The following is a 12,881-nucleotide window of genomic DNA, read 5'->3' on the forward strand; positions in this document are numbered from 1 at the left end:
CACCCCAACCCTCCCCCGCAAGCGGGAGAGGGAGCCCACTGCCGATGCCGCCGCACGTGCGCGCCATATGCGATTTCCCGGCCGTTCAGTGGCCGGCCCTTGCCGGCGCGGGCGGCCCATACATCTCGGCCTCCTTCGCCACCTTCTCCCGATCCCCGCCCAGCACGCGTTGCACCGAGACGAAGAACACCGGGACCATCAGCAGCGCCAGGATCACCACCGCGATCATGCCGCCCATCACGATGCTGCCGAGTGCCTGCTGGCTGGCGCCGCCGGCGCCATGGGCGATGGCCATCGGCAGCACGCCGCAGATGAAGGCGAGGCCGGTCATCAGGATCGGGCGGAAGCGCAGGCGGCAGGCCTCGATGGTGGCGTCCACCAGCGGCTTGCCTTCTTTCCGCAGATCCTTGGCGAACTCGATGATGAGAATCGCGTCCTTGGCCGCAAGGCCGATGATGGTGATCAGGCCGACGGTGAAATAGACGTCGTTCGGCAGGCCGCGCAGCATCGCTGCAACCACCGCGCCGACAATGCCGAGCGGCACGGTGAGCAGCACCGCGAGCGGAATGGTCCAGCTCTCGTAAAGCGCGGCCAGACACAGGAACACCACGAACACTGACAGCCCGAGCAGGAACGGCGCCTGCGAACCCGACAGTTTCTCCTGGAGCGACTGCCCGGTCCATTCATAGCCGAAGCCGCGCGGCAGCTTGCCTGCGAGCCGTTCCATCTCGGCGATGGCATCGCCCGAGGTGAAGCCGGGTTTCGCCTCGCCCGAGATGCGCACCGCCGGATAATAATTGAAGCCGGCAATCTGCGTCGGTCCGCGCGCCCATTCCACGGTGGCAAACGACGAGAACGGCACCAGCTGGCCGCGGCTGTTCTTGACGTTGTAATTGAGGATGTCCTCGGTCCGCATACGGTCGCGGGCATCGGCCTGCACCACGACGCGCTGCATGCGGCCGCGGTTCGGGAAGTCATTGATGTAGTTCGAACCGAGATTGGTCGAGATCGTGTTGTTGATGTCCTCGAAGGTGACGCCGAAGGCGCCGGCCTTTTCTCGGTCGATCACGAGATTGACCACGCCGGCCTCGGGCAGGCCTTCGACATAGACCTTCTGAAGCACAGCGCTTGCATTGGCCTCCGCGATCAACTGATCGGCGGCGCGCATCAAGGCCGGATAGCCCTTCTGGCCGCGGTCCTGGAGCCGGAACGAGAAGCCCGAGGAATTGCCGAGATTGTCGATCGGCGGCGGCTGCAGCGCGGAGATTTTTGCGTCGCGGATCGACGACGACAGATCGCGGTTGATGTCGGCAACGATCGCCGCTGCCGAATCCTTCGGCCCGCGCTCCGACCAGTCCTTCAAGGTGATGAAGGCCTGCGCGGTGTTCATGCCCTGGCCGGAGAAGCTGAAGCCGGTAAGAAAGGTGACGTTGTCGACGCCCGGCCGTTGCGCCAAATATTTTTCCACTTTCTCGATCACCGCCTCGGTCCGGCCATAGGACGAATCCGACGGCGTCTGCACGTCGGTGGTGACGAAGCCCTGGTCGTCGACGGGGAGGAAGCCGCCGGGCAGATTGACGAAGGCCCAGGACAGGCCGGCGAGCAGCGCGACATAGACCAGCATCAAGCGGCCGGTGCGCTTCAGCGAGAAACCGACGGTGCGGGAATAGCCCTCCTTGCCGCCCTCGAGCATCCGGTTGAACCAGCCGAACACGCCCTTCCTGGCGTGACCGTGGCCGGCAGCGACGGGCTTGAGCAGCGTCGCACACAGCGCCGGCGTCAGCGACAGTGCCAGGAAGGCGGAGAAGCCGATCGCCGCGACCATGGTCACGGAGAACTGGCGGTAGATGATGCCGACCGAGCCCGGGAAGAACGCCATCGGCACGAACACGGCCATCAAGACCAGCGTGATGCCGATGATGGCGCCGGTGATCTGCGACATCGCTTTGCGCGTGGCTTCCTTCGGCGGCAACCCCTCCTCGGCCATGATGCGCTCGACGTTCTCGACCACCACGATGGCATCGTCGACCAGGATGCCGACCGCGAGCACCATGCCGAACATCGAGAGCATGTTGATGGAGTAGCCGGCGAGCAGCAGCGTGGTACAGGCGCCCAAGAGCGCCACCGGCACCACGATGGTCGGAATGATGGTGTAGCGGATGTTCTGCAGGAACAGGAACATCACGACGAACACGAGCACGATGGCTTCGACCAGCGTCGACAGCACCTTCTTGATCGAGGCCTCGACCACGGGCGTGATGTTGTAGGGAATTTCGTAGCCGATATTGGCCGGGAAGAAGCGAGACAGCTCCTTCATCTTCTCTTCGACGGCGCTTGCGGTCGCCAGCGCATTGCCGGTCGGCGACATCAGCACGGAAAGACCGGCAGTCGGCTTGCCGTCGAGGCGGGTGTTGAACTGGTAGCTCAGGCCACCGACCTCGATGCGCGCGACATCGCGCAGCCGCACGGTCGAGCCGTCGGCATTGGCGCGCAGGATGATGGTGCCGAATTCATCCGGGGACGAGAGCTGGCCCTTGACCAGCACCAGCGCGGAGGTGCGCTGGGTCGAGGTCGACGGTTCGGCGCCGATGCTGCCGGAAGCGACCTGCGCGTTCTGCGCGGCAATGGCCTTGTTGACGTCGTCGGCGGTCAGGCCATAGCCGACCAGCTTGGCCGGATCGACCCAGACGCGCAGGCTGCGTTCGGTCGAATACAGCGTGGCGCGGCCGACGCCGGGGATGCGGCGGATCTCGCCGAGCACGTTACGGATCATGAAGTCGCCCAGCCCGACCTCGTCCAGGCTGCCGTCGGTCGAGTTCAGCGTGATGATCTGGAGCACCGCGCTGGAGGCTTCCTCGATCAGAATGCCCTGCTGGATCACCGCGCGCGGCAGCCGCGCCTCGACGCGCTTGATGCGGTTCTGCACCTCGACCGAGGCGGCGCTGGTATCGGTGCCCGGCACGAAATTGGCGATGATCTCGACCTGGCCGAGCGAGTCGCTGGTCGATTCGAAATTGAGGATGCCGGAGGCGCCGTTGAGCTCCTCCTCGATCAGCCGCGTGACGCTGTTGTAGAGGTTTTCGGGCGAGGCGCCGGGATAGCTGGTCGAGATCGAAATCGAGGGCGGCGCAATGATCGGATACTGCGCGATCGGCAACAGCGGAATCGAAATTGCGCCGACCAGACAGATGAACAGCGCGACCACCCAGGCGAAGATCGGCCTGTCAATGAAGAAGCTCGCCATTACCGCTTTTAACCTCGTTGTTTCACTAGTCCCTCATGGTGAGGAGCGCGAAGCGCGTCTCGAACCATGAAGGCCCGGCTCTCCCCCGTGGCCATCCTTCGAGACGCCCGCTTTGCGGGCTCCTCAGGATGAGGGATCAAGACAGTCGCGACGCCCGAACGTTACCGCATCAGCTTCTGGGCGTGCCGGTTATCGGCAGTCGCATCCGCTTCCGACCAGGATTGCGGCTTGACCTTGTCGCCGGCGGCGAACTTCTGGAAGCCTTCGACCACGACCTTGTCGCCGGCCTTCAGGCCGTCGGTGACGAACCAGGTTCCGTCCTGCACCGAGCCGGTGCGCACCGGCTGTACCGCGATGCGATTGTCGTCCTTGACGACGAACACCTCGCTGCCGCCGCCGCCATTGCGCTGGATCGCCTGCTGCGGCACCGCGATCGCGTCGCTATCGAGACCCTGGTCGATGCGGACGCGGACATACATGCCCGGCAGCAATTCGCGTTTGGGATTGCGGAACTCACCGCGCAAGGTCACCTGACCGGTATTGGCGTCGACCTTGGCATCCGAAAACAGCAACTTGCCGTCGAGCGAGTAGAGCGTGTTGTCGTCGAGCACGAGATGCACCTTGGCGGCGTCAGGCGCGATGCGCTCGAGGTCACCGCTCTCGAAGGCGCGGCGGAGCTGGTTGAGCTCGTTCACCGACTGGGTGAAATCCGCATAGATCGGATCGAGTTGCTGGATCGTGGCCAGATTGGTCTCGTTCTGGACCGCGAGCGCACCCTCGCTGACCAGGGCAGCACCGACGACGCCGTCGATCGGCGCGCGTACGGTGGCATAGTCGAGATTGAGCTTGGCGCGCGCGAGATCGGCCTTGCGGCCCTCGACCTCGGCATGAGCCTGGCGCTCGGCCGCGATCGCCTTCTCGTTCTCGGCTTCGGGCGCGGCGCGCTGGCTGGTGAGCGTGGCGATGCGGCGCGCCTGCTGCTGCGACTGCATCAACGCGGCCTCGGCCTTGGCGACCGCGGCGTCGTTGGCCATCACCTCGACCTCGAACGGACGCGGATCGATACGGTACAGCGGATCACCGGCCTTCACCTCGCTGCCCTGTCGGAACAGACGCTCGACCACGATGCCGGACACGCGCGGCCGCACGTCGGAGACGCGCGTCGGCGCAATGCGGCCCGGCAGCTCGCGCACAACGGCGCGCGGCTGCGGCTTGACGATGACGATGCTGACGTCGGGGTCGTTGGGCTGGGCGGCTGAAATGGCGGAACTGGATTCGTCGCAGCCTGCCAACAGCGGCGTAAAGGCCGCGAGCATCATTGCAACGCATGCCGATCGCGCGCGAAGTCCTGACATGAAGTTAAGTGCCCCGATGTTGTTGAAACTGATCACGGTCCGCGCGAGGCCCGTTCTGGGCCATGACACGCGGCTGATGCCGCCAAAATAGAGGGGACGTGCTGCGACGCAACGCACCTTGCGGGCGGCCCAATGTCACACGGTCTATGATGCTGACTTCAGTACGCTTTTCGCGCCTCACCCGATTGTGAGTCCGGTTCCACCGCCGCGTGCTGCGACGGAACATCGCAATTATCCCGCCGCCTTCATCCGGTAGTGGCTGACGCCCCACTCGGTTCCGTCGGCGTAGCCGAACAGGCCCGAGGTCGCGAGAAAGAACCAGCGCCAGCGCCGCATTCGCTGGGCGGTCTCCTCGCCGTGGATGTTGCGCAAGGCCGCCTCGATGGCATCGCGATGCGTGTCGAAATTGGCGAGCCAGTCGTTGGCGGTGCGCTGATAATGCGTGCCGCTCCAGCACCATTCCTTCTCCACGGTGAAGATATCGTCGAATTGCCTGACGAGGTGATGGCTCGGCATCAGCCCGCCCGTGGAGACGCGCTGCGCGATCCAGTCGTCGCGATCGGCCCGGTCGAACAGGTGAGAGCCGGAGCGATGGGCGACGATGTGCATGAAGAACCGCCCCTCCGGCGCGAGCCACGCGCGCAGGCGCGTCATCAGCTTGCGCCAGTTCATCACATGCTCGAACATCTCGACCGAGACGATGCGGTCGAATTGCCCATCGGGCGCGAACACGTTGATGTCCGCGCAGACCACCCGGAGATTAAGAAGACCGCGCAGCCGCGCCTCTTCCTCGATATAAGCGCGCTGCGCCTGCGAGCTCGACACCGCCGTCACCTTGGCGTGCGGAAACTGCCGCGCCATCCACAGCGACAGCGAACCCCAGCCGCAACCGAGCTCGAGGATGGTCTGACCGTCGGCGAGAGCGGCATGCTCGGCGGTCTGGCGCAACGCCTCCTCCTCGGCCTCCTGCAAGGTGGTCGCGTCCGTCTTGTAGAAGCAACAGGAGTATTTGCGGTTGGGACCGAGCACCTTCGCAAAGAACGAAGCGGGCACCTCGTCATGCCCGGCCTCCGCGTCCTCGGCGATCGGCCGCAGCATCATCCGCCCGGCGAAGGCGGCATCGTCCGGCCCGCCCAGCGCGGACAGCCGCGTCACCGTGCGCGAGCACAGGCGCTGGATCGCCGCGCGGATCACGACATCAGGCAAAGGCACCCGTTCGGCAGTCCCGATGATCGCGGACACGACGCTCATGCGACGACTCCGTCTTTGGGCGGCAGATCTTGGACGGCAAGTCTTGGGCGCCAAGGGGGAAAGTGCGACTTGAACCTGTGGAATGCCGACGATTTGGTAAGTACGTCCTTACCAAAGCCCGGTTTCAGCGTTGGGTTCCCCAGCTCTCCCCGAAATCGGCGCATCCGGCGCTTTTTTTGGGCGGGCGCTGTGCCATAGTGCGCCTCGCAAGCAAGTTAACGGATGATACCGGCCATGCCGCCAGGCGCCTCGCCCCGCTCCTCCCTCGACATCGAATATACCAAGCTATCCTCGCCCAGCGTCTTCCTGGTGCGGATGCTGGTCTTCCTGGTGCTCTGCACCCTGGTGGGGGTGGTGCTCTACAAGCAGATCATCCAGGCCTTCTTCGCCAATCCCGGGCTCAATGCGCTGATCGGCGGCGTGCTGTTCATCGGCATCATCCTGGCCTTCCGCCAGGTGATCCGGCTCTACCCCGAAGTCTCCTGGGTCAACAATTTCCGCATCGCCGACCCCGGCCTTGCGCCCGCCCGCCACCCCAAGCTGCTGGCGCCGATGGCAATGATCCTCGGCGGCGAGCGCACCGGGCGGATGTCGATCACCCAGACCACCATGCGGCACCTGCTCGATTCGATCGCGACCCGCCTCGACGAGGCCCGCGACATCTCCCGCTACATGACAGGGCTGCTGGTCTTCCTCGGCCTGCTCGGCACTTTCTGGGGCCTGATCGAGACGGTCGGCTCGGTCGGCAAGGTGATCGACGGGCTCAAGGTCGGGGGCGATTCCGGCGCCCTGTTCGACACGCTGAAGGAGGGGCTGGCCGCCCCGCTCGGTGGCATGGGCATCTCGTTCTCGAGTTCGCTGTTCGGCCTCGCCGGCTCGCTGATCCTCGGCTTTCTCGACCTGCAATCGAGCCAGGCGCAGAACCGTTTCTACACCGACCTCGAAGACTGGCTTGCCACCACCGTGCGCGAATATGGCAGCGGCGAGATGGCTGTCGCCGCCGGTGGCGGCGGCATTGCCAGCGGCGAGCTTCAGGCCGTCGTCGAGCGCTTGCGCACGGTGCTCGAGGAAGGCAGCGGCAGCCGCGGCACCACCGCGGCGATGGCAAGCCTCGCCGAAGCCATCCAGGCGCTGGTCTCGCATATGCGGACCGAGCAGCAGATGATCCGCGAATGGGCCGACGGCCAGGGCGAGCAGAACCGCGAGATCCGGCGCCTGCTGGAGCGCATCGCGCGTCAGCCCGAGAAGGGGTAGCGACATGGCACTGGCGCGCGGCCGCCGCGGCGATACCTCCTTCAACTACTGGCCCGGCTTCGTCGACGCGCTGTCGACGCTGGTGCTGTCGATCGTGTTCCTGCTGTCGGTGTTCCTGGTCGTCCAGTTCTTCCTGTCGCAGGAGGTCACCGGCAAGGACAAGGCGCTGGAGCAGCTCAACGCCAAGATCGCGCAGCTCAACGAATTGCTGTCGCTGGAGAAGCTCGGCAAGCTCACGCTCGACGACCAGGTCTCGTCGCTGAAAGCCGGCCTCGCATCGGCCGAGTCCGAGCGCGACCGCATCAAGGGCCTCTATGAGGGGCTGGCGGCCGCCGGCAACGACGCGCAAGGCAAATCCTCCGAGCTTGGCAAGGCGCTGGACTCCGAGAAGGCGGTTTCGGCCCGTGCGCTGGCGCAGATCGAGGTGCTGAACCAGCAGATCAGCGCGCTGCGACGGCAATTGGCGGCGCTGGAGGAAGCGCTCGACGTCTCCGAGAAGCGCGACAAGGAATCGCAAAACCGAATTGCCGATCTGGGCTCTCGCCTGAATGTCGCCCTGGCGCAGCGCGTGCAGGAATTGTCGCGCTACCGCTCGGAATTCTTCGGCCGCCTGCGCGCCATCCTCGGCAACCGCCCCGACATCCGCATCGTCGGCGACCGCTTCGTATTCCAGTCCGAAGTGTTCTTCGACACCGGACAGGCGGTGCTGCTGCCCGAAGGCCGCGCCGAGCTCGACACTTTGGCGACCGCGCTGATCGACCTCGACAAGAAGATCCCGAACGAGATCCCCTGGGTGCTGCGCGTCGACGGCCACACCGACGTGCGCCCGGTCAACGGGCCGAACTTCAAGTCGAACTGGGACCTCTCGGCCGCCCGCTCGATCTCGGTGGTGCAGTACCTGATCTCGCTCGGCGTGCCCGCCCAGCGCCTCGTCGCCGCCGGCTTCGGCGAATTCCAGCCGCTCGACACCGCCAACACCGAGGAAGCCTACAAGCGCAACCGCCGCATCGAGCTGAAGCTGACGGAGCGGTAGTGAGCGCCCTCCACCTTCGTCTCTACCGACCCGAGGACGAGGCCGCCTCGATCGACCTCTGGCATCGCACCTGGCAGCAGGCCTATCCGCAGATCGACTTCGCCACGCGCCTGGACTGGTGGCGCGAACGCTGGCGTAGGGACTTGGTGCCGAAAGCCTCCATCGTGGTCGCGGAGCAGGACGGCGCGCTGACCGGCTTCGTCACCATCGACGGCGACGGCTATCTCGACCAGCTCGTGGTCGATCCCGCGCATTGGGGCTCGGACGCGGCGCGGCTGCTGGTCGACGAGGCCAAGCGCCTGTCGCCGACAGGCGTGACGCTGCTCGTCAACAAGGACAACAGCCGCGCCATCCGCTTCTACGAGCGCAACGGCTTTGCCCATGCCGGCGACGAGGTGAACCCGACCTCGGGCCGGCCGGTGCTGAAGATGGAGTGGCAACCTTAGATTCTGGGGCGCGTGACGCCCGTCACGCCGGGATCCCGGGACGTCGGCTAGTCGTTGTGTCCGGAAGTTGCGCCGGCAAGCGGATGGAGATGACCGATGAAACTGAGCGATCTGGCCAAGGGATCTTCGGTCCTGCTCGGCGTCATCGTCGCCGGATATGTCTCGACGAGCTATGTCGACCAACGCCTCGCCACGCCGGTCAAGACGACGAGTGCTCCGACGCATGGCCTTGAGCCATCGGCCTGCGTTGATGAGGACGGGAGCTGGAAGAATTGGCCGTGGCCGAATGTGCCGGCGCTGTCGCCGAAGTGTCGATGAGCGGCGCTGTCGCGTAACTCGCCGCGAGGCGCTCTCGGCTCAAGCGGAGCTCAAGATCGAAATGCCAGCTTTCAGCCTGGCGGAGCGCGCGGTGGCTGTCTTCGCGGAGCCGGATCGACTCATCGATCGCTCGCTGCGCCCGCTCCAAAAGCTCGAGGGTCTCTTTGCTGTACGGCTGGGCCATGAGGCGCACTCCCGTTGAGGCGGGAGCACAAATCATCTCTCAGGCACCGACGCCTACGGACGAGCCTTTGGCCGGCGATACCTGATTAGGCGCCACATCTGGGGGAACTGCAAGGTTCATGCACGCGGCTCAGGGCGCGGGCTGCGCCTATCCGAAGTTGCGGAAGCCTACGATGAGCAAGCCGAAACTCATGAAAACGATGACGCCGCTACCTGCGACAACAAGCAGGGCCGCTTTCCATCCCGCAAGGCCGCGCTTCTGCTGTCGAATGGCGAACAGGATGAGGAGGATGAACAGGATTGGGCAGATGAGAACAATCATGCACGTTTCCAAATCACGACGGCACTTCAGTTAAGGAGCCGTGTGAGGCTGGTGTCCGCTAAGGGCGGTGAGCGCGGTTTGTCGGTCGAGCGGCCAAGTCCCGTCTACCCTGAGCGCGAACGTCGTGACCAACCGTTCGGGGCCACCGAAGGCCGAGCGATTTCACATCGATCCCAGCTCCTTGATCAGCTTGGGAAGCATTCTGCCAGGTATCGAGCCGGACGGAGCAAAGCCGGAGTCCTTCGCCCCCATGCGTCGATAGAATGGCGCGGCATCTGGGTCGGCCTCGATCGCCATGCGGTGAGCACCCATCGCTGTTGCTTCGCTGGCAGCCCAATGAAACAACTTCATTCCCAAGCCACCGCGAAGCATCGTCGGCTCGACGAACAACTTCAACAAATCAGCCCAGCTTCCAGTGACCCTGACTTGGGCGACGCCGACGATCTTGCCGTTCTCTTCCGCCACTGCAATTGAACTGGATTGGAGTTCGCATGCTTCGATGGTGAGTTCGCTCCGACAGGCCTCCATGAAGTCGTTGCCGTAGCCCCATACAGCTTTCGATCTAAGGCACAAGGCCGAGAGCGTAGGTAGCTCCTCAACTGTTGGCGGTCTGAGAACACAAGTCACGAGGCTTGGCTCCATGCATTGATTTCGGATACCACATCGCCGCCTCCGATGTCTCATACTGGCCTAGCAGCGGGCCTCGATGAGGCGGGCACTCCGTCCCCTTCGCGTCCGACAAGGGCAAGCCAGCGGAAACGAAGCCGCCTGGTTCGCTGGTCCGAGCGCAGTCGCAGCACCGGCACCGGCAAAGCACACAGCCCGACCAATCTTGCGATGCGGAAGATCCGCTCGTGCTGTTCGAGGAAGCCGATGTGGCGCGAAGCGGCTTCCAAAACCTCCGCTGTCATTCCCCGCGAAGGCGGGGAATCCAGTACGCCGCGGCTTATCGGTTGATCACTTCCGTCTCGGAGTACTGGATCACCCGCTTTCGCGGGTGATGACACCTTGAGTGGGGCGGCGTTCCGAGCGCCCTCGCCTCACGCCCCCTCGAACTGCAACCTCGCCAGCCTTGCATAAAGCCCGTTCGCGGCCACGAGCTCCGCATGCGTGCCCTGCTCGACGATTCTGCCCTGGTCCATCACCAGGATGCGGTCGCACGACAAGACGGTGGCGAGGCGGTGCGCGATCACGAGCGTGGTGCGGTGGCGCATCAGCTCTTCCAGTGCGGTCTGCACCAGCGTCTCGCTTTCGGCATCGAGCGCGGAAGTGGCTTCATCCAGCAGCAACAGCGGCGCATCGCGCAGGATGGCACGCGCGATCGCGATGCGCTGGCGCTGGCCGCCTGATAGCGTCACGCCGCGCTCACCAAGCGGCGTGTCGAAACCTTCGGGCAGGCGGCGGATGAATTCGGCGGCGTGCGCGAGCTCGGCGGCACGCTCGACCTCGGCGTCGGTGGCATCGGGCCGGCCGAAGCGGATGTTGTCGCGGGCGCTGGCCGCGAACACGTTGGATTCCTGCGGCACCAGCGCGATGCGGGAGCGGAATTCACGCGGATCGGCGGATTTGACCGGCACGCCGTCGAGCGAGATCGCGCCGCTGCGCGGATCGTAGAAGCGCAACAGCAGATGAAAGATCGTGCTCTTGCCGGCGCCGGACGGACCGACGATGGCAACCTTCTCGCCGGGGCGCACGGTGAACGACACGGCATCGAGCACATTGACGTCGCGCCGCGCCGGATAGGCGAAGCTGACCTGGTCGAAGCCGACTTCGCCGCGCGCCGGCACCGGCAGCGCGCGCGGCGACGTGGGCGCGGTGATGTCCGGCTGCACATGCAGAATCTCGAACAGGCGCTCGGCAGCGCCGGATGCCGCCGAGATCTCGCCCCAGACCTCGCTGAGCTGGCCGAGGCCAGCCGCGGCGAAGGCCGCATAGAGCACGAACTGGCCGAGCCGGCCCGGCGTGATGGTGCCTGTGAGCACGTCGTGCGAGCCGATCCAGAGGATCGCGACCACGCTTGCGAACACGATGAAGATGATGATGGCGGTGAGCACGGCGCGCGCCTGCGTGGAGGTGCGCGCGGCTTCATAGGCCTGCTCGACCTCGCCGCCGAAGCGCCTCTCGGCGAGGCTCTCGCTGGTATAGGCCTGCACGGTGCGGATCGCACCGACCAGCTCGCTCGCGTAGGCGGAGGCCTCGGCCAGCGTGTCCTGCGCATTGCGCGACAGACGGCGCACCCAGCGCCCGAAGGCGACCAGCGGCAGCACGATCAGGGGAATGGCCAGCAGCACGAAGCCTGATAGCCGCGGGCTGGTGATCACCATCATCGCCGCAGCGCCGAAGAACATCATCAGATTGCGCAGCGCGATCGAAACCGAGGCGCCGACGGAGGATTTGATCTGGGTGGTGTCGGCGGTGAGGCGCGACACCAGCTCGCCGCTGCGCGCGGAATCGAAGAAGGCCGGCGACAGCGAGAGCAGATGGGCGAAGACGTCGCGCCTGAGATCGGCGACGATGCGCTCGCCGATCGTCATCACGAGGTAGTAGCGCGCGGCGCTCGCCAGCGCGAGCACGGCGACGACGGCGATCATCACCGAGAAGTAGCTGTTGATCAGCTCGATGCCCTCAGGCGTCAGGCCGAAATCGATCATCCTGCGCACCGCGACCGGCACCAGCAGGGTGGTCAACGCCGCGATCGTCAGCGCGACAAAGGCCAGCGCCGCCCGACCGCGATAGCGCGCCACATAGGGTGCGAGCGCCAGCAGCGGCCGCAGCTTGGCGCGGCTCTTCGCCGGCGCCTCGATCAGGTCGGCCTCGATCGACGGGGCTTCTGCGGGCCCGGTTTCAAGCCGTTCTACTGCGCTCATGAGATCCGACCAAAAGACAAAGAGAGGTAGTCTGCTCCAGATAGGCCGCGCGAGCGGGAGTGGCAAATCCGGGATGTCCCTTAAGGGGCCGCCCGGTCCCCTACTAAGGCCCTGCAACGGCTTGTTTTACAGGGCCTCGTGGGGTATAGACCGCGCCAAATCCGTCATTCGATAGCCACTCAAGTGAGGCGCCGGGGCGCCGAGGAATTGCCATGAAAGCCGAAATTCACCCGAACTATCATACGATTAAGGTCGTGATGACCGACGGAACCGAGTATCTGACCCGCTCCACCTGGGGCAAGGAAGGCGACACGCTGAACCTCGACATCGACCCCAAGTCGCACCCGGCCTGGACCGGCGGCAACGCGCAGCTGATGGATCGCGGCGGCCGCGTCTCGCGCTTCCAGAAGAAGTTTTCGGGCTTTCTCAAAAAGGATTGATCCGGCCCCTCGAGGCTGGAGACGAAAACGCCCCCGGAGAGCCGGGGGCGTTTTTGTTTTGGGGCGATGTACTCTCGACCAGGCCGAGAACTCGTAGCAACCATTAAAGGCTAGGCGGCTTTTTCGATCCAGGGCGTGCCCCGTTGCACGACAGTATTGGCGTAGATC

General features: G+C 65.0%; 11 protein-coding genes. 5 read left to right on the forward strand and 6 right to left on the reverse strand.

Going from position 1 to position 12,881, the window contains the following annotated elements; all coding sequences use genetic code 11:
- Positions 1-85: 85 nt before the first annotated feature.
- The 3 genes from AC0L30_RS41395 to AC0L30_RS41405 all read right to left on the reverse strand — a co-directional run bounded on the left by AC0L30_RS41395 (position 86) and on the right by AC0L30_RS41405 (position 5,850).
- The gene (locus tag AC0L30_RS41395; protein WP_473406669.1) at positions 86-3,244 is read right to left on the reverse strand and encodes a multidrug efflux RND transporter permease subunit; all 3,159 of its coding nucleotides are present in this window, start codon (positions 3,242-3,244) and stop codon (positions 86-88) included.
- Between the two features lie 161 nt (positions 3,245-3,405).
- The gene (locus tag AC0L30_RS41400) at positions 3,406-4,599 is read right to left on the reverse strand and encodes an efflux RND transporter periplasmic adaptor subunit (RefSeq protein WP_473406671.1); all 1,194 of its coding nucleotides are present in this window, start codon (positions 4,597-4,599) and stop codon (positions 3,406-3,408) included.
- 231 nt (positions 4,600-4,830) lie between these two features.
- Positions 4,831-5,850, reverse strand: coding sequence for an SAM-dependent methyltransferase (locus tag AC0L30_RS41405; RefSeq protein ID WP_473406670.1), 1,020 nt, complete (start codon positions 5,848-5,850; stop codon positions 4,831-4,833).
- A gap of 234 nt (positions 5,851-6,084) precedes the next feature.
- Between AC0L30_RS41405 and AC0L30_RS41410 the strand changes: the two genes are divergently transcribed.
- From AC0L30_RS41410 to AC0L30_RS41425, 4 genes are all read left to right on the forward strand, one after another.
- Positions 6,085-7,104, forward strand: a complete 1,020-nt coding sequence (locus AC0L30_RS41410; RefSeq protein ID WP_354159374.1) for a flagellar motor protein MotA — start codon at positions 6,085-6,087, stop codon at positions 7,102-7,104.
- 4 nt (positions 7,105-7,108) lie between these two features.
- The gene (locus AC0L30_RS41415; protein ID WP_018454615.1) at positions 7,109-8,137 is read left to right on the forward strand and encodes a peptidoglycan -binding protein; all 1,029 of its coding nucleotides are present in this window, start codon (positions 7,109-7,111) and stop codon (positions 8,135-8,137) included.
- Entirely contained in the window at positions 8,137-8,583 is a 447-nt protein-coding gene (locus AC0L30_RS41420; RefSeq protein ID WP_007599913.1) for a GNAT family N-acetyltransferase, read from the forward strand. Before AC0L30_RS41415 ends, AC0L30_RS41420 begins: the two co-directional genes overlap by 1 nt.
- Before the next feature lie 96 nt (positions 8,584-8,679).
- Positions 8,680-8,901 carry a hypothetical protein gene (locus tag AC0L30_RS41425; protein ID WP_007599912.1) on the forward strand — a complete coding sequence of 74 codons (222 nt, stop codon included), beginning with the start codon at positions 8,680-8,682 and terminating at the stop codon, positions 8,899-8,901.
- A 331-nt stretch (positions 8,902-9,232) separates the two neighbouring features.
- On the opposite strand, the gene AC0L30_RS41430 is transcribed toward AC0L30_RS41425, so the two are convergent.
- From AC0L30_RS41430 to AC0L30_RS41440, 3 genes are all read right to left on the reverse strand, one after another.
- Entirely contained in the window at positions 9,233-9,406 is a 174-nt protein-coding gene (locus tag AC0L30_RS41430) for a hypothetical protein (RefSeq protein WP_007599901.1), read from the reverse strand.
- A 162-nt stretch (positions 9,407-9,568) separates the two neighbouring features.
- Positions 9,569-9,934 (reverse strand): GNAT family N-acetyltransferase, encoded by a 366-nt coding sequence (locus tag AC0L30_RS41435; RefSeq protein ID WP_157158624.1) that lies wholly within the window; start codon positions 9,932-9,934, stop codon positions 9,569-9,571.
- Positions 9,935-10,446: 512 nt separating this feature from the next.
- Positions 10,447-12,273, reverse strand: a complete 1,827-nt coding sequence (locus AC0L30_RS41440) for an ABC transporter ATP-binding protein/permease (RefSeq protein ID WP_354200415.1) — start codon at positions 12,271-12,273, stop codon at positions 10,447-10,449.
- Positions 12,274-12,485: 212 nt separating this feature from the next.
- Here AC0L30_RS41440 and rpmE point away from each other — a divergent pair, with 212 nt between their 5' ends.
- The gene (gene rpmE / locus AC0L30_RS41445) at positions 12,486-12,713 is read left to right on the forward strand and encodes a 50S ribosomal protein L31 (RefSeq protein WP_007599895.1); all 228 of its coding nucleotides are present in this window, start codon (positions 12,486-12,488) and stop codon (positions 12,711-12,713) included.
- Positions 12,714-12,881 lie beyond the last annotated feature (168 nt).

This window comes from Bradyrhizobium sp. MI1.11 (assembly GCF_055811255.1).